Below are 24,122 nucleotides of genomic sequence, written 5' to 3' on the forward strand. Positions count from 1 at the left end.
TTTTGAGATTTAGTAGAAGTGATTACTCTGCATACATTTCTAAGTTTGCTAATACCTCGTTAGGTTGAATAAACGTCGTGGCAATTTTTTCTTGGTCTTTAACGATTCTAATGCCTTCTAGTAAAATTTTATCGTTAACGGATAATCCTGTTTGTACCACAAATAAGTGAGGTAGCTCGGCTTCTACTGTAATCTCTCGCTGTTTAACCACATTGTTTTTGTCGATTACAAAAACATATTTTTTATCTAAAATCTCAAAAGTTGCTTTTTGCGGAATAATGATAGCGTCTTTAAAAGGAACTTTCATTAAAACACTTCCGGTTTCGCCATGACGTAAAATGCCATCAGGGTTCGGGAAGGTTGCTCTAAAAGCAATGTTACCAGTTTCGCTATTGAATTCACCTTCTATAGTTTCTACTATTCCGGTCTGGTTAAAAGGTTTGTTGTTTGCGAGTAATAAACCAACTTCTTTTTTTACATCTTTATCTTTACTAATAATATAGTCTAGGTATTCGGCTTCGGGTACGTTAAAATAAACCCACATTTTACTGTTGTCTGATAAGGTTGTTAGTAGTTCGCCTTCGTCTAATAAACTTCCTTGTCGTGCTTCAAGATGATCCATAATACCATCGAAAGGCGCCCTAATGTCTGTAAAACCTAAATGGGTTCTAGCAAGAGAAACTTCAGCTTTAGCTTTTTCAACATTGGCTTTTGCTAAGGCTAATTCTTTGCTAGAAACCACGTTGCTATCTGCTAACAGTTGTGTGTTGCTTAATTCTATTTCTGCAGTGTGTTCTTCTGCAGTTGCTTTTTGTAACTCTGCTTTGTACACGTTTGGTGAAATTTGGAACATGTGCTGTCCTTTCTTTACGTGTTGACCTTCATCTACAAAAATTTGTTTTAAATAGCCTTTTTCGAGCGCTCTTACTTCAATATGTTGATAGGCGTGTATTTGACTTATATAATCTTTTGTGATTGAGGTGTCTTTTTTTATAGGGTTTGTTACTAGAAATTTAACTTCTTCGGCTTTCTTTTCGTGTTTTTTTTCACAGCTTGTATTAAATAGAAATACAAGCGCACCAATGTAAATGAAGGTTTTCTTCATGGTTATACGTCTTTAAATAAGTGGTTAGATAAAATGATTTGTTAAGACAAAAGCATCATTTGTAGATGCATTATCTCAGTGTTTTAATTGAAATACTAATGTGTAAGTAATTGACAATCCATTAAGTTTTGGATTGTTTTAAAACAAAATCAAATTATAAAAACCTGAAATTTAGCGTGAAGCGGTATTGAAGATTTGCTATAGTTGTAAATATAGCGTTGGGTGTTTTCTTTTAGTTCGCAGGTTAAACCATCAAGTAGTTGCGCATAAAAAATAGATGCTATTGGGCAACTAAAATTAAATGGTTTAAAATCTACGTTTAGTTTCTCTTCATCATCTTCTTCAAAATTTTCTTCATCTACATATTCCGAATACGTTTTGCGTTCGTTGTTAGAATTAGAGCTGTTAAATTGAAGTTGATTAAAACTGTGTGCGCTAGAAGATTTGCTGGCGTACACCGAAGTATTACTAACTTTAAGAATAGCTGTATTCTGTATATCTGAGTTTGCGTATAGATTAGCAAATCCAGTTAACAGAATGATGTTTATTAAAAACAAATATTTCTTAAATGCGTTTTTCATCTAGGCTGTAAAACTATATCAATTGAATAATATTACCAAAGGAAAATTTTATTAAAAGCTTCTTGATCTTAATAGTTTATATAAAAATTAACATTTGGTAAGGAATATTAAGTCTTTTTAACATTCGCAGAGTTTTATTTAAGAATATCCTAAAAATAGGGTATAAAAAAAGCCACCTTAAAAAAGTGGCTTTTGAAATTTTAAAGTAATAATAAATATTAGTGCTTTAATTTATCAGCTTCAGCTTTTACAGCGTCAGCAGCTTTGTCTAATTTTTTACCAGCAGCATCAACAGTTTTGTCAACAGCTTCACCAGTTGCTTTTGCAGCATCATTTACCGCTTCACCAGTTGCGTTTGCAGCATTTCCAGCAGCCTCAACAGCTCCGTCAACAGCATCACCAGTTGCTTTTGCAGCACCTTCTACAGCATCACCTGTAGCTTCAACAGCACTATCAACAGCCTCTCCAGTTGCAGATGCAGCGTTATCAACAGCCTCACCTGTAGCTTCAGCAGCATTCTCAATAGCGTTTCCAGTTGCATCAGCAGCGTTTTCCATTGCGTCTTGAATAGAATCTCCTTTTTTCTCATCTCTACAAGATGTGAAAGATGCACTTAAAGCTACTAATAAAGCTGTACTTAATAATAATTTTTTCATTTGTTTGTGTTTTAGTGTTTTATTTTAATTCTACAAATCTAATATCTTTTAAATCAGATTTGTTAAAATCTGTTAATATTTGCAATTTTCATACTAGATTCACGTTATATACGCAGATAATCGAGGATTTGGATGACGGCACCCTTATTTTTTTTGATAAAAGAAGAATTATTTTGTCCAGATTGTTCGCGAAAATCAGAATCTTCAATCAATTTGTCTAGAATTGTGTTAAATTCCTGTTGTTTTTCTATTGAAAATAAGCCTTTTGCGTTTATCATGGCTTGAGCTTCTGGAAATTTTTCATGATTATTTCCAATTATAATTGGAATTCCAAACACAGCAGGTTCTAAAGTATTATGTAAACCTGTAGTTCCTAATGCGCCTCCTACATAAGCAATATCGGCATAACTGTAAATTTTTGTAAGGATCCCAATGGTATTTACAATAAATACCTGTGCGGCTTTAAGGTTTTTGTTTTCTTTTTCTGAAAATAGAACCGAATTAACCTTTAAGTTTTGCTGTAACTGATTTATTTGTGGGGCCTTTATATTGTGAGGCGCAATAATAAATTTCACATAATCTAGTGGTCGAGAATTAATGTAATTGGTTAAAAGTTTTTCTCCTTCTGGCCAAGTACTTCCCGCAACAACACAAAGTTTATAGTCTTTAAAAGTTTCAATAAAATCTAAGTTGTTATCTAATTCTAACTGGCTAGTAACTCTATCAAAACGCGTGTCTCCAGATACTGAAACCGAATTGTATTGTATAGACTCTAATAAGGTTTTTGAGCTTTCGTTTTGTGTAAAAATGTGCTCGAATGCAAATAAGGCATTTCGTAAATTTCTACCATAGAATTTAAAATACGATTGATTTTTTCGGAATGCAGCCGAAATAAGAATAGCACGCAGTTTTCTTTTTTTAACTTCATTTAAAAAGTTTGGCCAAATATCATATTTCACAAAAATGGTAAGTTCCGGGTTTACAAGATCCAAAAAGGTCTTGGCGTTTTTTTTTGTGTCTATTGGTAAATAAATTACCACGTCAGCAATTGGAGAGTTTTTCCTGATTTCGTAGCCCGATGGCGAAAAAAACGAAAGTACAATTTTATGCTTATGGTAGTGCGTTCTTAATTTTGTAAAAACAGGCAAGCCTTGCTCATACTCCCCTAAAGAAGCGCAGTGAAACCAAAGGGTTTTGTCGGTTTTTTGGAGTGTGGTTTTTAAAGTTTGAAACGTGTTTTGTCTTCCAATAACGCCGCTTTTAATTTTTGAGTTAAATGGCGAAATGGCTCTAAGCGCACCGTCTGCAAGTTTTATGAGTATGTTGTAAATAAAAGCCAATTTTTTTCTTTGGCGCTAAAATACATTCTTTAAAAGGAATTCATTGCTTAACGTTTATGAATTTTGTAATTTCGTAGCTGTTTAAATCAAAATAAACAAACTAAAGGAGTTCATTAAAATGAGTCTTTCATTCAGAAAAAAAGACTTTAATTTATTTTAGATGAAGAAAATTCAAATGGTTGACCTTAAAGGTCAGTACAACGATATTAAAGATGTCGTTAATCCTTCTATACAAGAAGTTATTGAAACCACCGCATTTGTAAACGGACCACAAGTTCACAAATTTCAGAGTAATTTAGAGCAATATTTAGGAGTAAAACACGTAATTCCGTGTGCCAATGGTACCGATGCTTTACAAATAGCCATGATGGGGTTAGGTTTAAAACCAGGTGATGAGGTTATTACTGTAGATTTTACCTTTGCAGCTACCGTTGAGGTAATTGCTTTACTGCAATTAACACCTGTTTTGGTTGATGTAAACGAAGATGACTTTAATATTAATATTGAAGCTTTAAAAAATGCTATTACACCAAAAACTAGAGCTATTGTGCCTGTGCATTTATTTGGACAATGTGCCAATATGGAAGCGGTAATGGAAATAGCAGAAGCACATAATTTATTTGTAATTGAAGATAATGCGCAAGCTATTGGAGCCAATTATACTTATAGTAATGGTAAAAAAGTAAAAGCAGGAACTATTGGTAATGTTGGAGCAACGTCTTTCTTTCCTTCTAAAAACTTAGGGTGTTATGGAGATGGTGGTGCTATTTTTACAAACGATGATGCTTTGGCGCATACCATTCGTGGTATTGTAAACCATGGTATGTACGAACGTTACCACCACGATGTTGTTGGTGTAAATTCACGTTTAGATAGTATTCAGGCAGCAGTTTTAAATGCTAAATTGCCACATTTGGATAACTACAATAAATCGAGACAGGCATCTGCTAGAAAATATAATAAAGCTTTTAAAGGTATCGCGAGTATTGTGACACCTAAAGTTTCAAATAATTGTTCTGAAATTTGTGACACATGTGATTGTCATGTTTTTCATCAATATACTTTGCGAGTAAAAGGTATCGATCGTGATGCTTTGGTGAAACATTTACAAGCGAATGATATTCCTTGTGGTGTGTATTATCCTATTCCGTTGCATAAACAAAAAGCATATTCAGACGCTCGTTATAACGAAGCTGATTTTGGAGTTACCAACCAATTGGTTAAAGACGTTATTTCTTTACCTATGCATACCGAGTTAGAAGATGATCAAATTGAATTTATAACATCAACTATAATAAAATTTATAAATGGATAAGATATTAGTAACAGGAGGTCTCGGTTTTATCGGGTCTCATACGGTTGTAGAATTACAAAACGAAGGTTACGAAGTTGTAATTATTGACGATTTATCAAACTCTTCAGAAAAAGTATTAGATGGTATTGTTGCCATTACTGGGAAGAAACCCGTGTTTGAAAAATTAGATTTAAAAGAAAAAGATAAAGTTGAAGCCTTTTTTGCAAAGCACAGCGATGTAAAAGGTGTAATACATTTTGCAGCAAGTAAAGCGGTTGGAGAAAGTGTAAATGAACCATTGAAGTATTATGAAAATAATATTGGAACGTTAGTTTACATTTTAAAAGAATTAAGAAAACTGCCATCTGCAGGATTTATTTTTAGTTCATCCTGTACGGTTTACGGACAAGCAGATGAATTACCTATAACAGAAAACGCACCGGTAAAACAAGCAGAGTCTCCTTATGGGAACACGAAGCAAATTGGTGAAGAAATTATAAAAGACACGTGCAAAGTATCACCTAACTTAAAAGCGATTGCTTTACGTTACTTTAATCCGGTTGGAGCTCACGAATCTGTTGAGATTGGAGAGTTGCCAATAGGAGTGCCGCAAAACTTAGTGCCGTTTATTACGCAAACTGCTATTGGTTTACGTGACGAACTTTCTGTTTTTGGTGAAGATTATCCAACACCAGATGGAACGTGTATTCGTGATTATATTCACGTTGTAGATTTAGCAAAAGCACATGTAATTGCTTTAAAACGTTTACTGGAAGGTAAAAACAAATCGAGTTATGAAACATTTAATTTAGGTACAGGAACAGGGAGTTCTGTATTAGAAGTTATAAAATCTTTCGAGAAAGTTTCTGGTGAAAAACTAAATTATAAAATTGTAGGTAGAAGAGAAGGTGATATTATTTCAGCTTATGCGGATACCGATAAAGCAAATAATGAATTAGGTTGGAAAACAGAATTGTCTCTAGATGATGCTATGCGTTCTGCATGGAAATGGGAGTGCAAAGTAAGAGGTAAATAGATTCTTAAAGAATTAATATAATTAAAAAGCCTTTTGAAACAAATGTTTCAAAAGGCTTTTTAATTTGGATTCAGTTTTACTTTAGTTTTTTAAACTTTGGTAAACGGTACGTCTCATTTTTTTGCTGTTAATAAAATGGTCGCCATAGCCTAAATCGTCATATGTTTTAGTTAGCGATGTATTTTCGGAAACTTGATCTTCGGTTTTCCCGTTTTCAATTTCTTTTAAAACAGCGGCTTTAACTGTTTCTAGCATGTTCAAAAACGTTAAGTATTCCGCTTTGTTTGATAGGTTTCCGTGTCCGGGAATAATTTTAGTATCATTATCAACAACCATTAATCCAGATTTAACTGCATTTATATAGCCGTTTATGCTTCCGCCAGAATTAATATCTATATATGGATAACGCGCGTTAAAAAAAGTGTCACCAGTATGTAAAACATTACTTTCTGTAAAATACAACATAGCATCACCATCGGTATGAGCATTTTCAACATGAAAAATAGCAACCTGTTCGTTGTTCATTTGTATGTTTAACTTGTCGTTAAATGTAATTACGGGTATTGCCGATTTTGCGCTTTTTTCTAAAAGACGTTTTCTAACATTTTCGTGTGCAATAATAGTTGCTCCTGAGTCTCCGAGGTTTTTGTTTCCACCTGTATGATCGCCATGATGGTGAGTGTTTGCAACAATTTTAACGGGTTGATCGCTTAGTTTTTTTATTGCAGTTAAAATTTTTGGTGTTAAGGGAGCAAATTGTGTGTCGATTATAAAAACACCATCGTTCCCGACTGAAACACCAATGTTTCCGCCGCTGCCTTCGAGCATGTAGATGTGATCGGATAATTTTGTAGTTTTTATGTTAACTTTATCGAATTTCGATTGGGCATTGATAGAAACATTGAAAAAAAGGAAAAAAATAATGAGGGATAATTTTAAAAATTTCATGATAAACGGTTTTACTTAATTTATAAAGGTATTAAAAATGCAATCAACATTGCTCAAATTATTAATATAGAGTATCTTTGCACTCGCAATACAAAATGCACTATTACAGACAAGTTTGAGCAGATCGAAAACAACTATAGAAAATCCTGGTTTAATTTCAGATTTTAAGGAAATTACAAAAATGCGATTAGCATTAAGTGTTGTGTTTTCTTCACTTGCTGGTTATTTGCTTGGTGTCGATACAGTCGATTTTAAAACCTTAACCTTACTTGCTTTTGGAGGTTATTTTATGGTAGGCGCTTCTAATGCCTTTAACCAAATTATAGAAAAAGATTTAGATGCTTTAATGGATAGGACTAAAAATAGACCAATTCCTGCAGGGCGTATGTCTGTAAATACCGCATTTGCTATAGCAACTATATTTACTGTTTTAGGTATTGCTATTTTGTATAGCATAAACAAGCAAACCGCTATGTTTGGTGCTATTTCCATATTTCTATACACTTGTGTTTATACGCCTTTAAAAACAAAAACGCCTATTTCTGTTTTTGTTGGAGCTATTCCGGGAGCTATTCCGTTTATGTTAGGTTGGGTAGCAGCTACTAATGATTTTGGTATTGAGCCAGGAACGTTATTTGCTTTGCAGTTTTTCTGGCAATTTCCACATTTTTGGGCTATTGGCTGGTTTTTGTTTGAAGATTATAAACGTGGTGGCTTTTTTATGTTACCTACAGGGAAACAAGATAGAGGTACCGCTGTACAAGTTATTATGTACACCATTTGGACCATTTTAATTTCAATAATTCCGGTGTTTGGATTTACTGGGCGTTTGCAGCTTTCTATTGTTGCGGCAATTATTGTATTTATTCTTGGGTTGGGCATGTTGTATTATGCAATTCAATTATTTAAAAAAATGACAGAGCAATCTGCAAAACAACTTATGCTATCTAGTGTAGCTTATATTACGTTGGTGCAAATTGTTTATGTAATCGATAAATTTATAAGTTAATCATGGATTTAACTCAAGGAACTAGAGAAGAGAAAACAGGCAGAGCAAAAAAAATGATGCTTTGGTTTGGTATTATTTCGTTAATCATGTCTTTTATGGGGTGGACGAGTGCTTTTATTGTAAGTAGCTCACGCCCAGATTGGTTGAGCGATTTTAGATTGCCAAACGCTTTTATTATTAGCACAGTAGTTATTGTGGTTAGTAGTATTACTTTTTTATTAGCAAAAAAATCGCTTAAAAACGGCCAACATAAAGTAACAAGTTTGTGGTTGTTGGTAACCTTGGTTTTAGGTGTTGTATTTATTTATAACCAGTTTGCTGGTTTTAGACAAATTATAGATTTGGGGTATAATTTTACCGGACCAACGAGTAATGTTACCATGTCGTACATTTATTTAATTGCTTTAGTTCACATTTTACATGTTGTGGCTGGGTTAATTTGTCTGTTGGTTGTAATTTATAATCATTTTAAACAAAAGTATAGTGCAACAAATATGTTAGGTTTTGAGTTGGCCGCAACCTTCTGGCATTTTATAGATATTCTTTGGGTTTATTTATTTTTGTTTTTATACTTTGTAAGATAGGTTTTTGTTTACTCATTAATCGTGATCGCTTATTTTTAAAGGCGTTTAGCGGTAAGTTCGTCGATGTAAATAAACCTTGAATGTTAAGTTGAAATTTTACAAGTAGGGTTGCGTTAGGGATTGAACGGCCTGTTTGAAATCCTTTTTATTTTCATTAAAAATAAAAAGATTGAGTAGTGAAAGCCCGACCCTTGGGGAACGCCCAAAGGTTTTCGAGGCAGGAATATGGGATAATATTAATTTTTATTGTTTCATATTTTATTAGATAAATAAATTGATTATTTTTGTCCAACTTTTAAATAACAACCAATTATATATGAGTACAGCAGTAGCAGAAGGCAAAACTTGGAATGGCGGGAATGAACCGTTAAAGGCAAGTTACGGTAAAATGATGATGTGGTTTTTCATCGTTTCGGATGCTTTAACATTTTCGGGGTTTTTAGCAGCTTACGGATTTTCTAGATTTAAATTTATTGATGCTTGGCCAATTGCCGATGAAGTGTTTACTCACTTTCCATTTTTACATGGTGTAAATGCACCAATGTATTATGTAGCGTTTATGACGTTTGTACTTATTATGTCGTCGGTAACGATGGTATTAGCGGTAGATGCAGGACACCATTTAAACAAAGGTAAAGTTACTATTTACATGTTTTTAACCATTATTGGTGGTATAATATTCGTTGGTTCTCAAGCTTGGGAATGGAATACGTTTATTAAAGGAGAATATGGGGCAATACAAACTAAAGGTGGTAATATTTTACAGTTTGGTGAATATGTAGAACAAGATGGTGAGCAGGTGTTTAAGCGTGTTGCTGTTAAAGATTTTGCTGTTATCAACAACCATAAAGATAGAACGATACACGAAAAAAAGAATGGTTTGTGGTTTGTTAATGAATCTACATTACCAGCTTATACTATTGATGAGGTTGTAAGCGGTTTAGAAGCTCATGATAATGTTTTAATTAGAACTCAAATTTTAAATGAGGAAGGTGAAAAAACAGTGTTAACTAGAGCTGAATCTTTAAAATCTTTAAAAGATAATGGTAAGTTATATGTTGAGGGTGCTAACTTACAAGTTAACGAATATGGTTCTCCGTTGTTTGCCGATTTCTTTTTCTTTATTACAGGTTTCCACGGTTTCCACGTATTATCGGGTATTATTATTAACATCATTATTTTCTTTAATGTGTTATTAGGTACTTACGAAAAACGTAGAAGTTACGAAATGGTAGAAAAAGTTGGTTTATACTGGCACTTTGTAGATTTAGTTTGGGTATTTGTATTTACATTCTTCTACCTAGTTTAATAAAAAATATATTTTTCAGTTCCTTTAATTAGGAGATATAAAAAGCATTTAAAATGGCACACGAACATAAATTAGAAATATTTAAAGGTTTAGTTAAGTTTAAATCTAATACTCAAAAAATTTGGGGCGTATTAGCGCTACTTAGTTTTATAACTATTGTTGAGGTTGTATTAGGTATTATTAAACCAGAAAGTTTAATGGGATATGTTTTTGGTATGAAAGCCTTAAACTGGATATTCATTATCTTAACAATTGTAAAAGCTTATTACATTACTTGGGATTTTATGCACATGCGTGATGAAACTCCTGGTTTACGTCGTGCTGTAGTATGGACGGCTATTTTCTTGATATTATACCTAGTATTTATTTTGTTACAAGAAGGTGGTTACGTTTTTAGAGTATACGATAACGGATATATTAAAAGAGATTTTTAATAAGACACATAGAATTTAAACAGTGCTTTTTAGGCCTTTTAAATAATAGATTTAAAGTAATCCCGCTGAAAGGCGGGATCTTTTTTTTTAAGTGATCTTATTAAGATAAATTAACAAAGTAAAGACGGTTTTTAGACCGTCTTTTTTTATTTTTGCAGCGTGCTAAATAAAGCCAAAAACGGAATGAATTATGGATAGAAAAAAAGTGGGCCGCTATGCTGTATTGGGAATATTGTTTTTTCTTCCTGTTGCGTTTTTATTGATTTTATATCCTTCTACGCACAATTACCAACCATTAGATATAGTACAAGAGCAGGTTTTAGATTTGGAAGCCTTTACATCGGATACCGATGAGCCTGTGGTTTTAAAAGACCATATTACTGTTTTAGGTTTTTTAGGTACAGACCCAATGAAAAATGCTATTGAGGCATCTAACCTTAAAGAATTAATTTACGATAAGTTTAAAGGCTTTAAAAAGTTTCAGTTAGTAATATTGATGCCTAAAGGAACCGAAGAAGCTGTAAAGGAACTTATAGCTGAAATAAACTCTTATGATGATATAAGGTTCTGGCATTTTGTTTATGGTAACCCTGTAGATATAAAACGTGTTTATTTTAGTTTGAAAAGTAAAACAGATTTAAAACCAGATTTATCTACTGCCGATGTTTTTATTATTGATAAAGACTTAAATCAACGAGGTCGTTTAGACGATAGAACGGATAAAGAACTAGAAAAAAATAGTCCGATTTACGGACTTAATGGGTATAATTGTATTGAAGTTGCGGAAGTTAAAAACAAAATGAGCGACGATTTACGTATTGTATTTACAGAGTATAGACAAAAACGTAAAGGAGAATTTAATTCGGATATTAGACGTGCAGGCGATTTAAAAGGGAGTACAAAATAATTTTTTAAAATGAAGAAAAAGAATAACTATTCATACATCGGTATTGCTTTTGTGATTTTAGTTTTTGGAATTATTTTTATTCCTGAAATTGTAGATCGAATTTCTAATAATGATGTGTCTAGGCAATCAGGAAGAAGTGATCAAAAATCAGCGACTTCTAAAATGTCCGATTTAGCTTTTATTGAAATAAATGGTGAAGCTAAAAAAGTACCCGCTTTTGCATTTACTAATCAAAACGGTAAAACTATTACCAACAAAGATTACGAAGGTAAAGTGTATGTTATCGAGTTCTTTTTTACAACTTGCCCAACAATATGCCCGAGAATGAGCCAGAACTTGGTTCAAATTCAAAATACTTTTGAAGGATTTGAAGATTTTGGAGTGGCATCATTCACCATTAATCCAAGTCATGATACGCAAGAGGTTCTAAAAACTTACGCCGAAAAATACGGTGTTACTAACCCGAACTGGCATTTAATGACTGGTGAAAAAAAGGCTATTTATGATTTGGCTAATAAAGGTTTTAACTTGTACGCTGCGGAAGCAGAAGATGTGGCAGGAGGCTTTGAGCATTCTGGAAACTTCGCGTTAATTGATAAAAATGGTTTTATTAGATCTAGAACAGACGATTACGGAAACCCAATTATCTATTATAGAGGTATTGTATCGGAATCTGAAAAAGTGGATGAGGATGGCGTAAAAGAAGAAATTAGTGCATTAAAGACAGATATTAAAAAATTACTGAATGAATAAGGAAAATAATACTCTAGACGATAAAAAATACAACAAACTTATTGTTGTGCTTTCTGTGGCTATTCCAGTGGTTGTGGCTATTTTATTTGGGGTTAAAATTGATGCAGAATTACCTGTGTTTTTACCACCTATTTATGCGTCGGTTAATGCGTTAACAGCTTTTGTTTTAGTATTAGCGTTTATTGCAATTCAGAATAAAAAAGTTAAACTGCATGAAAAATTAATGAAGTTTGCTATCGGGCTTTCTGTTTTGTTCTTAGTGATGTATGTGGCTTACCACATGACGAGCGATTCTACTAAATACGGTGGTGAAGGCTTTATTCGCGTGCTTTACTATTTTATATTAATTACGCATATTTTAATGTCTATAGTAGTTATTCCTTTTGTGTTAATCACTTATGTACGTGCTATTACAAATAATATAGAAAAGCACCGCAAAATTGCGAAAATTACATTTCCGCTTTGGTTATACGTGGCAGTATCGGGTGTGGTTGTTTTTATGATGATTTCACCTTATTATTAAATCGTTTGTCTTAGTAAGCTTATGTTGTAATCGGTTGGTTCGGCTAGCCCATTAATAAATAATATGAAAACTAAAATAATATTTTTTCTATTTACACTGTTTTTCTTTTTAGAAACTAATGCGCAATGCGCTATGTGTAGAGCGGTTTTAGAAAGTGAAGAAAGTGGAGCAGCAGCCAAAGGTATAAACGATGGTATTGTTTATTTAATGGCTGTACCATATGTATTAGTAGCGGGAATTGCTTTTGCTATTTATAAAAAATATAGTAAAAAAGAAGTGTAATTATTTGATTTTTAGATTTCTATTTTGTTTTTGATGCTGTTAAAAAATTAATAATAATTTTTTTTATCGAATATTGTAACATTTCTTTGTTTGAGTAGTCTTACTATAAAGTCGTTCTTTTTAACCAAAAGAGAAACGATTTTATCAATCAATCAAAACATATGTTAGAAATCCGTCAATTGCACAAATCCTATCCCATAGGAGATTCAAGTTTACATGTTTTAAAAGGTATCGATTTATCGGTAGAAAAGGGAGAAATGGTCGCTATTATGGGCTCTTCTGGATCTGGGAAATCTACATTACTGAATATTATTGGTATGTTGGATGAGGCTGATGAAGGCGAATACATTTTAGACGAATTACCTATTAAAAATCTTACCGAAAAAAAAGCAGCTGTTTACAGAAATAAATTCTTAGGCTTTATTTTTCAATCTTTCAACTTAATAAATTATAAGTCGGCACTTGAAAATGTGGCACTTCCTTTGTACTATCAAGGTATGAAGCGTAAAGAACGTTTAGAGTTGGCTATGTTTCACTTGGAAAAAGTTGGTTTGGCCGATTGGGCAAAACACTTGCCTAAAGAACTTTCTGGAGGGCAAAAACAACGTGTTGCTATTGCGAGAGCTTTAGCGGCAGATCCTAAATTGTTATTAGCCGATGAGCCAACAGGAGCATTGGATACTAAAACATCGCACGAAATAATGGATTTTATCCAACATCTTAATGATGAAGGAAAAACTATTTTAATGGTTACTCACGAAGAAGATATCGCGGCCATGTGTAAACGTAATGTTAGACTTCGTGATGGTGTTATTATTGAAGATGTAAAAGTAGAACAAGTTAGAGCCAAGTTATATGTTTGATTTAGATCTCTGGCGAGAAATATTCCAAAGTATTAATATGAATAGAACTCGGAGTTTACTCTCTGGGTTTACGGTGGCTTTCGCTATTTTGTTATTTGCTATTTTATTTGGCATAGCAAATGGTTTACAAAACACCTTTCAGGAGGCTTTTGGAACCGATGCCAACAATTCTATTATTGTTTATCCAGGAAGAACAACCAAAGCACACAAAGGTTTGCAGGTTGGTAGAAGAATTCAGTTTAAAAATGAAGATCGCGAATTCTTAAAAGAAAAATACGGCGATAAAGTTCAGTTTATAACATCTAAAGTGAATAAAAGTGTTAACGCTTCTTTTAAAGGTGAAAAAAACAATTATCAACTTCGAGGTATTTATCCAGAGTACATGTTTATTGAAAACAATGAAATTAAAGAAGGCCGATACATTAATCAAAACGATTTAAAGCATAAAACTAAAGTTGTTGTTATTGGTAAAAAGGTTGAAGATGAATTGTTTTTTAAAGAAACCGCTATTGGAAAATATATTAACCTTAGCGGAATTCAATACAAAGTAGTTGGTGTTTTTACTGATGATGAAGGCGATAGTGAAGAAAGTATCATTTATATGCCAATAACCACCATACAGCGTGTTTATGGTAATAACGATTTGGTAGATTTATTGCATTTAACGTATAACCCAGAAATGAATTCTACCGAGGCCCTTGCTTTTGGAGTTTCTATTGAAAAAAGTTTAAAAGAAAAGTTTGATGTTGCCAGAAGTGATCAACGCGCAATCCGAATTAGGAACATGGCGCAAGGCACACAACAAGTAGATATGATGACAACTAGTTTATCAATTATAATACTTGTTATTGGTTTCGGAACTTTAATTGCGGGTATTGTTGGTATTAGTAATATCATGATTTTTATTGTTAAAGAACGTACTAAAGAAATTGGTATTCGAAAAGCTTTAGGTGCATCACCAAGATCAATTGTCTCCATCATTTTATTAGAATCTATAATTATCACAGCCATTGCTGGATATGTTGGTTTATTGGTGGGTGTTGGTGTTTTAGAACTCGCCACACCAGTTTTAAAAGACTATTTTATAAAAGATCCAGGAGTAAGTAACAGCTTAGTAGCAGGAGCAACCATAACATTAATAGTTGCGGGAGCCATTGCAGGGTATTTACCAGCAAAAAAAGCATCACAAATTAAGCCTATTGTAGCTTTAAGAAACGATTAACTATGTTTAAATTTTTACTAGAGAAAGATACCTGGCAAGAAGTTTTCGATAGCTTAAGCAAAAACAAACTACGGTCTATTTTAACCATGGTTGGTGTTTGGTGGGGTATTTTATTACTTATTGGTTTACTAGGTTCGGCACGTGGTTTAGAGAATTCTTTTAACGTGTTGTTTGGAGATTTTGCAACAAACAGTGTTTTTGTTTGGGGGCAAAGTACAGGAAAACCTTTTAAAGGTTTTCAAGAAGGTCGAGAGGTGAAGTTATCTTTATCCGATGCTAAAAAAATAGAAGAAAATGTTGAAGGTATCGAGTTTGTACTTCCTAGAAATCAAAGAAGCGCAACGGTTACAAAAAACTTTTTATCTGGTAGTTTTCAAATGGCAGGCGATTATCCGCTTTTAGATAAACTTCAGAAGAAAAAATTAATACACGGCCGTTTTATCAATCAGAATGATATTGATGACAATAAAAAAATTGTAGTCATTTCAGAAGATGCATATAAACAGCTTTATGAAAAAGATGCTGAAGCAATTGGGACGTATTTAATTATTAATGATATCAATTTTAAAGTTGTTGGAATGTTCGATTCTGGTAATGTTAATATGGGGCCATCTACAGATATGCATATTCCGTTTACTACCTATCAGCAGATTTACAATCAAGGCGATCGTATAGGTTGGATGATGATTACCGGAAAGCCAGAATATGATATTAAGCAAATAGAAGAAGATTCTAAACTATTACTTAAAAACTTAAACAATATTCACCCAGAAGATAAACGTGCATTCGGAAGTTTTAATTTAGGAAAAGAGTTTTCTAAAATGACAGGTTTTTTAACTGGGATGCAATTTTTAACATGGTTTGTGGGTATTGCTACATTAATAGCCGGTGTTTTTGCTATTGGTAATATTTTATTAATAACCGTGAAAGAGCGTACTAAAGAAATTGGAGTACGTCGCGCATTAGGTGCAACACCATTCGAAATTAAAAGACAAATAGTTGTTGAGGCTGTGTTTTTAACACTAGTAGCAGGGCTATTTGGTATTATTTCGGGAGGCTTAATTTTAATACTACTCGATTATCTTTTTGGGCAAGGAGCAGATGCTGCCTTGGTAAACGCATCTGTATCTATAGGTGTGGTATTTACAGCCTTATTGATATTAGTAGTTCTAGGGACTTTAATAGGCCTAATTCCAGCAACAAAAGCAACAAGTATTAAACCAATAGAAGCTTTAAGAGAAGAATAAACAATCAAAAAAATGAAAAAAACAGTAAAAATTATTGCAGTAATAGTAGTCATCTTACTATTAGCCTTTGTATTAAAGTATTTTAAGGATGCAAATTCTAAAGGTATTGAAGAGTTTAAGGTCGAGTCACCTTTTTACACATCAATTAATACAAAAGCCGTTGCCACAGGGAAATTAAACCCAGAGGAGGAGATTGAATTGAAACCTCAAATTCCTGGTATTGTGGACAAGATTTTAGTTGAAGAAGGAGACAAGGTTAAAAAAGGAGATTTAATTGCTACTATTAGAGTGGTACCAAACGAGCAAAGTTTGGTAAGTGCAAGTAGCCGTATATCATCTACCAAATTGTCTTTTGAGAACGCAAAAGTATTGTACAATAGAAACAAAGCCCTTTTTGAAAAAGGTGTTATTTCTAAGCAAGATTTTGAGAACAGTGAGTTAAGTTACAATCAAGCCAAGGAAACTTACGGACAAGCGCAAAACGATTATCAAATTATTAAGCGTGGTTCTATTTCTGGCGGAAGTTCTGCAAATACTAATATTGTTGCTCAAATCCCTGGTACTATTTTAGAAATACCTGTAAGAGAAGGCGATCAAGTAATTCAAAGTAATAACTTTAATGCAGGAACAACTATCGCAACTATTGCCGATATGAGTTTAATGATTTTTGAAGGTAAAGTTGATGAAGCTGAAGTTGGAAAATTAAAAGAAGGGAAAATAATTAAAGTCGTTTTGGGGGCTATTGCTAACAAAGAATTTCCTGCAAAATTAACCTTTGTTGCACCAAAAGGTATTGAAGAAAACGGAGCGGTACAGTTTACTATTAAGGCCGATGTTGAAATAGATTCTACAACAAATATTAGAGCAGGGTATAGCGCTAATGCGGAAATAGATATTGAAGCTAAAGATAGTGTGTTAGCAATTAGAGAAGCTTTACTACAGTATAACAGAATTACCGAAAAACCTTTTGTTGAAATATTTGAAGGTGATAATAAATACCGTAAAGAAAACGTAGAATTAGGCTTATCTGATGGTATAAACGTAGAAATACTAGAAGGCGTTAAAGAAGGCGACAAGATTAAAGTATGGAATAAAGCATCAAAAGATAACGAAGATGAGGACGAAGATGAAAATTAAAAACACCAAGTTGCAAGGTTTTAAAAGCCTAATCGTTTTAGCTATTTTATGTATTTCGGTATCTTCCTTTTCGCAAGAAAAAATATGGACCTTACAGGAATGTGTTAATCATGCACTAGAACATAATATAACTATAAAACAAGCTGAAAATTCGCTATTAACAAGCGATCAAGATATAATTGCAGCAAAAGGACAATTTTTGCCATCGCTAAGCGCGAGTACATCTCAGGGATTAAGTTTAGGAACGTCTTTAGTAGCAGAAGGTATATTTGCCAATAGAACCAGTCATTCTACCAATGTTGGATTAAGTGTTTCTCAAACGGTTTTTAATGGTTTTAGAAATTTAAATAACAAAAAATCGGCGTTGTTAAATCGTGAAACCAATGGGTTAGAGCTTAACAGAATTAAAGATGATATTTCACTTAATGTTGTAAATGCATATTTAAATGTGCTTTTTAATAAAGAAAATTTAGAAACTGCTCAAGCGCAAATACTGTTTAGTGAAAAACAACTAAATCAAGTAAAAAGCTTAGTTGATGCTGGAGTGCAACCTAAAGCTAATATTTACGATGCCGAAGCTACTTTAAGTCGCGACGAACAACAAGTAACTTTAGCCGAAAATAATTTCAACTTAGCATTATTATCATTATCACAACTTTTGCAAGTGCCTTACAATGGTTTTAATGTTGAAATAATTGATATTGATTCACCTTCTGAAGCGGTAATGTACGACAGTGTAGATCCTGTTTTAAATTATGCTTTAGAAAATAGAAATGAAATTAAAATTGCGGAAAAGAATATTGAAAGTGCAGAGTTAAATACCGAAATTTCTAAAGGAGGTTACTTGCCATCGGCATCTTTAAGTTACGGCTTTGGTACCAATGCTTTTTATTCGAATTTAAGTGCTAATGAAGAAGCTTTTTTAGACCAGTTAAATAATAATAAAGGACACAGTTTTAATTTAGGTATTAGTATTCCTATCTTTTCAAGATTTCAAAATAAAACGAATGTTGCAAAATCTAAAATTCAAGAAGATAATTCTAAATTGCGTTTACAACAAGCTAAAATAGATTTAGAGTCTAATATTCAACGTGCTTATACCGATGCACAAGCAGGTTTAAAAGCGTATTTAGCAGCGAAAAAATCTTTAGAATCTCAAACTTTGGCGTTTAATAACTCTAAAGAGCGTTTTGATATTGGTGTACTAACCAATTTTGATTTAGAGCAAGCTCGTGTACAGCTTATAAATGCAGAATCGTCGCTAATTAATGCCAAATACGATTTCGTTTTTAAAACCAAAGTGTTAGATTTTTACATGGGTAAATCGTTAATAAACTAGTTTTCGATTTAGCTCAATTTTAAATAATAAATTAAGGCTGTCATTTTAAATAAATGATGGCCTTTTTACTTTTTATAGAACAGTAATATTTTTCTAATAATAAAAACAATATTTTTGCAATTCCAATGAAAATGAAAACATGAGTACATTCATATTAAATATAGAAACAGCAACTACAAATTGTTCGGTATCCATTGCTAAAGATGGTCAAACTATTGTTTTAAAAGAAGATAATGATAAAAGTTATTCGCATGCCGAGAGACTTCACGTTTATATAGACTCCGCTTTAAAAGAGGTAGGAATTACAGGAGCCGATTTAAGCGCGATAGCGATTAGTAAAGGTCCTGGGTCTTATACTGGTTTACGTATTGGGGTTTCTACCGCTAAAGGGCTTTGTTTCGCTTTAGATAAGCCATTAATTGCTGTGCCAACCTTAGCTGCTTTAGCAAAACAAGCACCTATGGATCATAGAGTGATTGTAGCTATGCTAGATGCGCGTCGTATGGAGGTGTATTCTGCTATTTATGATTCTAATTATAATGAGATTAGAGCTACTGAAGCTCAGATTTTAGATGAAAACGCTTTCGCGGAAAATTTACAGAACGGAAAAGTATATTTTATAGGAAATGGTGTTGAAAAAACAAAAACACTTATTACAAACCCTAATGCCATTTTTATTGAAGATAAATTGCCATCGGCTAATGAAATGAGTGTTTTGGCTTATAAAAAATATCAAAGCAATGATTTTGAAGATGTCGCTTATTTCGAACCGTATTATTTAAAAGATTTTGTGGCTTTGAAACCGAAGGCGAAAACAAAGTAATACTAATAGAGTTTATTTGTTAAATTAAAAAAAGACCTGATAGTTAAAACTATCAGGTCTTTTTCAATTAATAAGTTTTATGCGTAGCTTATCCTTCTTTATGTATTTCAACTTGGTGTGGGTAAGGAATTTCAATTCCAGCTGCATCAAGAGCTTCTTTTACATTTTCAGTAATACCAAAATAAACATCCCAGTAATCTGCAGTTGTACACCATGGTCTAACAGCAAAGTTAATTGAGCTATCAGCCAATTCTGACACGTTTACTGTAGGAGCAGGGTTTTGTAATACTTTAGGGTGCGATGTTAATACATCCATAAGTACTTGTTTTGTTTTCTTAATATCAGAGTCGTAACCAACACCGAAAGTTAAATCTACACGACGCGTACCTTCCGTAGAATAGTTAATTATATTTCCGTTAGATAAAGAACCGTTTGGAATAATAATTTCTCTATTAGATAAACCTGTTAATTTTGTAGTAAAAATTTCAATTTCTTTAACAACTCCAATTTCACCTTGAGCTTCAATTAAATCACCAATTTTTATAGGTTTAAAAATCATAAGTAAAACACCTCCAGCAAAATTCCCTAGAGAACCTTGTAAAGCTAACCCAACAGCTAAACCAGCGGCAGCTATAATAGCAGCGAAAGATGTAGTTTCTACACCAACGGTACCAAGAACAACAATAATTAAAATAATTTTTAATGCCCAACCCGAAAGATTTAATAAGAATTTTTGAAGACTTATATCGTAATTTCCTTTAGACATAACCTTTTCGGCTGCCTTCAATATTTTTTTAATAACCCAAGAGCCAATAATCCATATGGCAATGGCACCAATAATTTTAATACCATACTCTGCTGCTAGAGCAATCCATTTTTCTGTGTCAATGTTTTCTAAATCCATAAATTCTTTTGATTTGTTTTTCGCAAAATTAAAAACTAATATGCTGCTTTGTTTACTTTTTTATGATAAAAAATTATTAAATAAATGAAACTAAACTTAATATTGGTGCAATAATTAAAAGGAATAAATTACGCCTAAATAAGTTTAACCTGCTTTGTGAAATTTAGACACATAAACACCTTAAATAGTCACATAAAATAGAAATAAAATTATAAAAACTAAATGTACTCTACTGCAAAAATTATTTTAAGAATGAATGTAAGATTTTTCTTGTGTGTTTTATCCTTTTATTTGGTTAGTAATGTTTTGGCTTCACCTATCTCCGAAACTGGGAGTTTACAAGCTTGATTAACACATACGTAAATAAGAGTTTTATTGGGGTTAAATCTATTTTGTAGTAAAGGCATATTGTTTTCTGTAAGGCTACCTGCTATAAGTTTGTTAGGTATATAACTTTGGTTGAGTTTCTTTATTTTTTCTTTTGCTTTCGGACCAACTACAGCAACTTCGTAAAACGGATTGGAATAATTGAGCATTAAATCGAGCCAGTTGGAGTAGCCAGAAGCATACTCTTGTATTTCCGGTTTTACGTTATTTAACATGTTTTGTGCTGTAGTTTGATAATGTGCATCGTCAAAATAATGAGATAATTTAAACAGGTTTTTAGCCATGATTGAGTTACTTGCCGGAATTACATTGTCGCGATATTCAATACTTCTGGTTACTAAAGAAGCATCACTATTAGAGGTGAAATAAAACATGCTGCTTTGAGCATCATAAAAATAATCGAAAGTAAATTTAGTTAATTTTTTTGAGGCATTAAGCCATTTTTCATCTAGAGTGTTTTCATAAAGCGCTAAAAAAGCATCGATAGTTGTGGCGTAATCTTCTAGATAACCATTAATGTTGCTTTGTCCGTTTTTATAATTGTGAAATAAGCCGCCATCCTCTTTTAATTGCGTTTTTAAAATGAAGTTACCGTTTTTTTCCGCGGAAGCGAGATATTCTGGATTTCCAAAAACACGATACGCATCAATGTATCCTTTAAGCATTATAGCATTCCAAGATGTAAGTGTTTTATCGTCTAATCGTGGTTTGTACCTTTTGTTTCTAGCTTCTAATAGGGTTTGTTTCCAAGTGCTTTTCTTTTCATTTAAAACCTCTAGCGTTATTTTATGTTTTTTAATAATAGTGGCATCATCGTCTTTTCTAATTAACACATAGTTGTTGTGTTCCCAATGACCAAAGCTATTTATATTGTAATAATCGGCGAACAATTCAAAATCTGTTGTTATTAAGGTTTTGAGTTCATCTTGTGTCCAAACATAAAAGGCGCCTTCTTCAAGTTCGCCTTCGGCATTGTGACTATCGGCATCTAATGAAGAATAAAAAGCACCATTTTCGGCAGTCATGTTTTGTTTTACATACGCTAAGGTTTCTTCAACTACATTTTTATACAGTGTATTATTGGAATTTAAATAAGCATCGGCGTATAAACTGACTAACTGCCCGTTATCGTAAAGCATTTTTTCAAAATGAGGTACATGCCATTTATTATCTACAGAATATCGAGAAAAACCACCACTAATTTGATCAAATACACCTCCATGAGCCATTTTTTGAAGCGTTAGGTTTATGTAGTCTTGTAGTTTTTTATCGTTAGTTTGGTAAGCATAGCGTAGCAGAAAATGATAGTTGTTTGGCATCATAAATTTAGGCGCGTGGTCTAGGCCTCCAAATTTATAATCAAATTGTTTAGACCATTTAGAAACGGCCTCAGCAATAAATTCCGCTTCAAAAACAGGCGCATTGGTATTCACTTCTATAACATCCATTGATTTTATGCCATGTTCTAATTTATCAGCATATTCTTTTAGTTTTTCTGGTTTTTCAATGTATAATTTTGAAATTTGATCTAAAGCATCTAACCATTGTTCTTTTTTAAAATAGGTGCCACCCCAAACAGGTCGGCCATCGGGTAGTGCAATAACATTCATGGGCCAGCCGCCACTTCCTGTCATGAGTTGTACGGCACTCATGTAAACCTGATCCACATCTGGTCGCTCTTCGCGATCTACTTTTATGTTTACAAAGTTTTTATTCATTACTTGTGCCACCAAACTATCTTCAAAGCTTTCTTGTTCCATAACATGGCACCAATGGCAGGCGGCATAACCTACACTTAACAAAATTAATTTGTTTTCGGTTTTGGCTTGTGCTAAAGTTTTATCGTTCCAAGGATTCCAGTTTACGGGATTGTGGGCGTGTTGCAATAAATAAGGACTCGTTTCATGGATTAAAGCATTGGTGTGTTCATGTTCCATTGGTGAGGCGTTTTGACCTTTGCAACCTATGATTAAAGTAAAGAATGCGAGTAGTATAAGGTGTTTCATTTATCAAAGTTAGGGAAATATTGTTAAACCATATCTGGGTTATTTTTCTCAAAATTTAAACATAAAAAAAGCGTTCTATAAAATTTATAGAACGCTTTTTTTTATTTTAAAATGAAATTAGTTCACTTCAAAAGTAATTTTTAAGTTTACCCTAAAGTCTGCCACTTCGCCATCTTTTACACTTGCACTCTGATCTTGCACGTATACCGAACGAATATTTTTAACGCTTTTTGATGCGTGTTTTACTGCTTTTCTAGTTGCATCTTCCCAGCTTTTTTCTGAGTTTGCTAATACTTCAATTACTTTTAATACTGCCATGATATAAAATTTATTTAGTTAAAAAAATAGTTACCTCTAAAGATAACTAAAATTAAGACCCTAAATAAATTAAACCGTCACTTTTTTAGCCATTAATAGCTTCTACCATAGCGACTTTGCCTGGTAACATTTCTTTTAACATGTTCTCAATACCACTCTTTAAAGTGTATGTAGACGATGGACAACCACTACAAGCGCCTTGTAAAAGTACGCTTACATTTTTTGTTTCTTCATCATAAGATATAAACTGAATATTACCACCATCACTGGCTACAGCAGGTTTTACGTATTCTTCAAGAATATTTATAATTTCTTTAGATGTATCATCAAGCGTATCAAAATGTGTATCAACGTGTTCTGTAGATTTTTTTAGAGTTTCCACTGCTTCTGGTAAAACAACTTCTTTTCCATCTTCAATATAACTTCTAATAAATTCACGAAGTTCTAAAGTAATACCATCCCATTCGGCAATATCATATTTTGTAATAGAAACGTAATTTTCATCAAGAAAAACGCTTTTTACAAAAGGAAAATGAAACAACTCGGTAGCCAATGGCGAAAGTTTTGCCTCATCAATAGAAGTGAATTCAAAAAGAGCTGTAACTATTTTTTTGTTAGCAACAAACTTAATAACAGCAGGGTTTGGTGTACTTTCTGCGTAAACAGTAACCGGAACTTTTTTAGGAGCTGCCGATTCTTCCATTACAATACCGTTATCATTTAAATAGGCTTCAATTTGTTCAGCCATTTCATCTTGCACATCGGTCCATTCTACAATACTGTAACGTTCTACAGCAATAAAATTACCAGAAATGTAAACCTTTTTTACAAAGGGTAAATAAAATAATTGTTGTGCTAAAGGCGAACCTTTTGCCTCGTCAATATTATTAAATTCAAAACTTTGGTGCTGTGTAATAAATTGATTTAACTCAAATTTTACTATGCTATCGTTAGATGTTTCTTTAATAGAAACCTTGAAATTACTCATTTTAGCTATTTTTTTACAAAAATACTAAAAGAAAACTTTAGATATCCATATATTTGAGTTTTGTTGCCCAATTGTAGAACTGAACCAAGTATGTAATTACTAGTAAGTTTAAGGCTATAATTTTTTA

Annotated in this window: 25 protein-coding genes; 16 read left to right on the forward strand and 9 right to left on the reverse strand. The window is 32.8% G+C overall.

From position 1 onward, the window contains the following. Window positions 1-22: 22 nt before the first annotated feature. The 4 genes from DFQ06_RS16570 to DFQ06_RS16585 form a co-directional block, all read right to left on the reverse strand. Window positions 23-1,105: an efflux RND transporter periplasmic adaptor subunit gene (locus tag DFQ06_RS16570; protein ID WP_042496940.1), complete on the reverse strand. Its 1,083-nt coding sequence runs from the start codon at window positions 1,103-1,105 to the stop codon at window positions 23-25. Between the two features lie 149 nt (window positions 1,106-1,254). Beyond that, window positions 1,255-1,686, reverse strand: coding sequence for a hypothetical protein (locus DFQ06_RS16575; protein ID WP_042496942.1), 432 nt, complete (start codon window positions 1,684-1,686; stop codon window positions 1,255-1,257). Between the two features lie 218 nt (window positions 1,687-1,904). Continuing rightward, window positions 1,905-2,342 carry a hypothetical protein gene (locus DFQ06_RS16580; protein ID WP_042496944.1) on the reverse strand — a complete coding sequence of 146 codons (438 nt, stop codon included), beginning with the start codon at window positions 2,340-2,342 and terminating at the stop codon, window positions 1,905-1,907. A gap of 104 nt (window positions 2,343-2,446) precedes the next feature. Continuing rightward, window positions 2,447-3,682 (reverse strand): 3-deoxy-D-manno-octulosonic acid transferase, encoded by a 1,236-nt coding sequence (locus DFQ06_RS16585; RefSeq protein ID WP_133968986.1) that lies wholly within the window; start codon window positions 3,680-3,682, stop codon window positions 2,447-2,449. 160 nt (window positions 3,683-3,842) lie between these two features. Here DFQ06_RS16585 and DFQ06_RS16590 point away from each other — a divergent pair, with 160 nt between their 5' ends. Together DFQ06_RS16590 and galE are read left to right on the forward strand one after the other, a co-directional pair. Beyond that, window positions 3,843-4,997 carry a DegT/DnrJ/EryC1/StrS family aminotransferase gene (locus DFQ06_RS16590; protein WP_074938768.1) on the forward strand — a complete coding sequence of 385 codons (1,155 nt, stop codon included), beginning with the start codon at window positions 3,843-3,845 and terminating at the stop codon, window positions 4,995-4,997. After that, the gene (gene galE / locus DFQ06_RS16595) at window positions 4,990-6,012 is read left to right on the forward strand and encodes a UDP-glucose 4-epimerase GalE (protein ID WP_042504371.1); all 1,023 of its coding nucleotides are present in this window, start codon (window positions 4,990-4,992) and stop codon (window positions 6,010-6,012) included. The genes DFQ06_RS16590 and galE overlap by 8 nt, the downstream gene beginning before the upstream one ends. An 81-nt stretch (window positions 6,013-6,093) precedes the next feature. On the opposite strand, the gene DFQ06_RS16600 is transcribed toward galE, so the two are convergent. Then, a complete protein-coding gene (locus DFQ06_RS16600; RefSeq protein ID WP_133968988.1) occupies window positions 6,094-6,960 on the reverse strand; it encodes an MBL fold metallo-hydrolase in 867 nt (288 codons plus the stop codon). A gap of 115 nt (window positions 6,961-7,075) precedes the next feature. On the opposite strand from DFQ06_RS16600, the gene cyoE reads away from it, so the two are divergent. From cyoE to tsaB, 14 genes are all read left to right on the forward strand, one after another. Beyond that, a complete protein-coding gene (cyoE, locus tag DFQ06_RS16605; protein ID WP_074938776.1) occupies window positions 7,076-7,969 on the forward strand; it encodes a heme o synthase in 894 nt (297 codons plus the stop codon). A gap of 2 nt (window positions 7,970-7,971) precedes the next feature. Continuing rightward, window positions 7,972-8,553 carry a cytochrome c oxidase subunit 3 gene (locus DFQ06_RS16610; protein ID WP_042504368.1) on the forward strand — a complete coding sequence of 194 codons (582 nt, stop codon included), beginning with the start codon at window positions 7,972-7,974 and terminating at the stop codon, window positions 8,551-8,553. A 316-nt stretch (window positions 8,554-8,869) separates the two neighbouring features. After that, window positions 8,870-9,862 carry a cytochrome c oxidase subunit 3 gene (locus tag DFQ06_RS16615; protein WP_042504366.1) on the forward strand — a complete coding sequence of 331 codons (993 nt, stop codon included), beginning with the start codon at window positions 8,870-8,872 and terminating at the stop codon, window positions 9,860-9,862. A 53-nt stretch (window positions 9,863-9,915) separates the two neighbouring features. Then, window positions 9,916-10,296, forward strand: a complete 381-nt coding sequence (locus DFQ06_RS16620) for a cytochrome C oxidase subunit IV family protein (RefSeq protein WP_042504364.1) — start codon at window positions 9,916-9,918, stop codon at window positions 10,294-10,296. A 190-nt stretch (window positions 10,297-10,486) separates the two neighbouring features. Then, on the forward strand, window positions 10,487-11,203 hold the full coding sequence (locus DFQ06_RS16625) for a hypothetical protein (RefSeq protein ID WP_133968990.1): 717 nt from the start codon (window positions 10,487-10,489) through the stop codon (window positions 11,201-11,203). A gap of 9 nt (window positions 11,204-11,212) precedes the next feature. Continuing rightward, the gene (locus tag DFQ06_RS16630) at window positions 11,213-11,956 is read left to right on the forward strand and encodes an SCO family protein (protein ID WP_074938782.1); all 744 of its coding nucleotides are present in this window, start codon (window positions 11,213-11,215) and stop codon (window positions 11,954-11,956) included. Beyond that, window positions 11,949-12,479: a DUF420 domain-containing protein gene (locus tag DFQ06_RS16635; protein WP_042504358.1), complete on the forward strand. Its 531-nt coding sequence runs from the start codon at window positions 11,949-11,951 to the stop codon at window positions 12,477-12,479. The genes DFQ06_RS16630 and DFQ06_RS16635 overlap by 8 nt, the downstream gene beginning before the upstream one ends. A gap of 63 nt (window positions 12,480-12,542) precedes the next feature. Then, window positions 12,543-12,761, forward strand: coding sequence for a hypothetical protein (locus DFQ06_RS16640; RefSeq protein WP_042496959.1), 219 nt, complete (start codon window positions 12,543-12,545; stop codon window positions 12,759-12,761). Window positions 12,762-12,922: 161 nt separating this feature from the next. Further along, on the forward strand, window positions 12,923-13,624 hold the full coding sequence (locus DFQ06_RS16645; protein WP_042496961.1) for an ABC transporter ATP-binding protein: 702 nt from the start codon (window positions 12,923-12,925) through the stop codon (window positions 13,622-13,624). A 37-nt stretch (window positions 13,625-13,661) separates the two neighbouring features. After that, window positions 13,662-14,846, forward strand: coding sequence for an ABC transporter permease (locus DFQ06_RS16650; RefSeq protein WP_231961864.1), 1,185 nt, complete (start codon window positions 13,662-13,664; stop codon window positions 14,844-14,846). Between the two features lie 2 nt (window positions 14,847-14,848). Next, window positions 14,849-16,093, forward strand: coding sequence for an ABC transporter permease (locus DFQ06_RS16655; protein ID WP_042504355.1), 1,245 nt, complete (start codon window positions 14,849-14,851; stop codon window positions 16,091-16,093). Window positions 16,094-16,105: 12 nt separating this feature from the next. Continuing rightward, complete coding sequence (locus tag DFQ06_RS16660; RefSeq protein WP_133968992.1) at window positions 16,106-17,230, forward strand: efflux RND transporter periplasmic adaptor subunit; 1,125 nt, start codon at window positions 16,106-16,108, stop codon at window positions 17,228-17,230. Continuing rightward, complete coding sequence (locus DFQ06_RS16665) at window positions 17,208-18,569, forward strand: TolC family protein (protein ID WP_081959141.1); 1,362 nt, start codon at window positions 17,208-17,210, stop codon at window positions 18,567-18,569. The genes DFQ06_RS16660 and DFQ06_RS16665 overlap by 23 nt, the downstream gene beginning before the upstream one ends. Window positions 18,570-18,708: 139 nt before the next feature. Further along, entirely contained in the window at window positions 18,709-19,392 is a 684-nt protein-coding gene (gene tsaB / locus DFQ06_RS16670) for a tRNA (adenosine(37)-N6)-threonylcarbamoyltransferase complex dimerization subunit type 1 TsaB (protein ID WP_133968994.1), read from the forward strand. A gap of 88 nt (window positions 19,393-19,480) precedes the next feature. Here tsaB and DFQ06_RS16675 read toward each other — a convergent pair whose 3' ends face one another. From DFQ06_RS16675 to DFQ06_RS16690, 4 genes are all read right to left on the reverse strand, one after another. After that, window positions 19,481-20,296 (reverse strand): mechanosensitive ion channel family protein, encoded by an 816-nt coding sequence (locus DFQ06_RS16675; protein ID WP_042496969.1) that lies wholly within the window; start codon window positions 20,294-20,296, stop codon window positions 19,481-19,483. Window positions 20,297-20,583: 287 nt separating this feature from the next. Beyond that, entirely contained in the window at window positions 20,584-22,689 is a 2,106-nt protein-coding gene (locus DFQ06_RS16680) for a thioredoxin domain-containing protein (protein WP_317130007.1), read from the reverse strand. 117 nt (window positions 22,690-22,806) lie between these two features. Then, window positions 22,807-23,007, reverse strand: coding sequence for a dodecin family protein (locus tag DFQ06_RS16685; protein ID WP_042496972.1), 201 nt, complete (start codon window positions 23,005-23,007; stop codon window positions 22,807-22,809). Between the two features lie 85 nt (window positions 23,008-23,092). Further along, on the reverse strand, window positions 23,093-23,995 hold the full coding sequence (locus tag DFQ06_RS16690) for a NifU family protein (RefSeq protein WP_042504340.1): 903 nt from the start codon (window positions 23,993-23,995) through the stop codon (window positions 23,093-23,095). Window positions 23,996-24,122 lie beyond the last annotated feature (127 nt).

It is taken from the genome of Algibacter lectus, from assembly GCF_004368925.1.
Classification (GTDB): domain Bacteria; phylum Bacteroidota; class Bacteroidia; order Flavobacteriales; family Flavobacteriaceae; genus Algibacter; species Algibacter lectus.

What these genes read in the sequence shown, in the direction of transcription:
- DFQ06_RS16650 (WP_231961864.1), top strand. Translation starts at nt 13,662, where the DNA reads ATGAATAGAACTCGGAGTTTACTCTCTGGGTTTACGGTGGCTTTCGCT.
- DFQ06_RS16620 (WP_042504364.1), top strand. Translation starts at nt 9,916, where the DNA reads ATGGCACACGAACATAAATTAGAAATATTTAAAGGTTTAGTTAAGTTT.
- DFQ06_RS16690 (WP_042504340.1), bottom strand. Translation starts at nt 23,995, where the DNA reads ATGAGTAATTTCAAGGTTTCTATTAAAGAAACATCTAACGATAGCATA.
- DFQ06_RS16575 (WP_042496942.1), bottom strand. Translation starts at nt 1,686, where the DNA reads ATGAAAAACGCATTTAAGAAATATTTGTTTTTAATAAACATCATTCTG.
- DFQ06_RS16640 (WP_042496959.1), top strand. Translation starts at nt 12,543, where the DNA reads ATGAAAACTAAAATAATATTTTTTCTATTTACACTGTTTTTCTTTTTA.
- DFQ06_RS16610 (WP_042504368.1), top strand. Translation starts at nt 7,972, where the DNA reads ATGGATTTAACTCAAGGAACTAGAGAAGAGAAAACAGGCAGAGCAAAA.
- DFQ06_RS16630 (WP_074938782.1), top strand. Translation starts at nt 11,213, where the DNA reads ATGAAGAAAAAGAATAACTATTCATACATCGGTATTGCTTTTGTGATT.
- tsaB (WP_133968994.1), top strand. Translation starts at nt 18,709, where the DNA reads ATGAGTACATTCATATTAAATATAGAAACAGCAACTACAAATTGTTCG.
- DFQ06_RS16570 (WP_042496940.1), bottom strand. Translation starts at nt 1,105, where the DNA reads ATGAAGAAAACCTTCATTTACATTGGTGCGCTTGTATTTCTATTTAAT.
- galE (WP_042504371.1), top strand. Translation starts at nt 4,990, where the DNA reads ATGGATAAGATATTAGTAACAGGAGGTCTCGGTTTTATCGGGTCTCAT.
- DFQ06_RS16635 (WP_042504358.1), top strand. Translation starts at nt 11,949, where the DNA reads ATGAATAAGGAAAATAATACTCTAGACGATAAAAAATACAACAAACTT.
- DFQ06_RS16580 (WP_042496944.1), bottom strand. Translation starts at nt 2,342, where the DNA reads ATGAAAAAATTATTATTAAGTACAGCTTTATTAGTAGCTTTAAGTGCA.
- DFQ06_RS16665 (WP_081959141.1), top strand. Translation starts at nt 17,208, where the DNA reads ATGAGGACGAAGATGAAAATTAAAAACACCAAGTTGCAAGGTTTTAAA.
- DFQ06_RS16680 (WP_317130007.1), bottom strand. Translation starts at nt 22,689, where the DNA reads ATGAAACACCTTATACTACTCGCATTCTTTACTTTAATCATAGGTTGC.
- DFQ06_RS16675 (WP_042496969.1), bottom strand. Translation starts at nt 20,296, where the DNA reads ATGGATTTAGAAAACATTGACACAGAAAAATGGATTGCTCTAGCAGCA.
- DFQ06_RS16615 (WP_042504366.1), top strand. Translation starts at nt 8,870, where the DNA reads ATGAGTACAGCAGTAGCAGAAGGCAAAACTTGGAATGGCGGGAATGAA.
- DFQ06_RS16645 (WP_042496961.1), top strand. Translation starts at nt 12,923, where the DNA reads ATGTTAGAAATCCGTCAATTGCACAAATCCTATCCCATAGGAGATTCA.
- DFQ06_RS16660 (WP_133968992.1), top strand. Translation starts at nt 16,106, where the DNA reads ATGAAAAAAACAGTAAAAATTATTGCAGTAATAGTAGTCATCTTACTA.
- DFQ06_RS16600 (WP_133968988.1), bottom strand. Translation starts at nt 6,960, where the DNA reads ATGAAATTTTTAAAATTATCCCTCATTATTTTTTTCCTTTTTTTCAAT.
- DFQ06_RS16685 (WP_042496972.1), bottom strand. Translation starts at nt 23,007, where the DNA reads ATGGCAGTATTAAAAGTAATTGAAGTATTAGCAAACTCAGAAAAAAGC.
- DFQ06_RS16655 (WP_042504355.1), top strand. Translation starts at nt 14,849, where the DNA reads ATGTTTAAATTTTTACTAGAGAAAGATACCTGGCAAGAAGTTTTCGAT.
- DFQ06_RS16590 (WP_074938768.1), top strand. Translation starts at nt 3,843, where the DNA reads ATGAAGAAAATTCAAATGGTTGACCTTAAAGGTCAGTACAACGATATT.
- DFQ06_RS16625 (WP_133968990.1), top strand. Translation starts at nt 10,487, where the DNA reads ATGGATAGAAAAAAAGTGGGCCGCTATGCTGTATTGGGAATATTGTTT.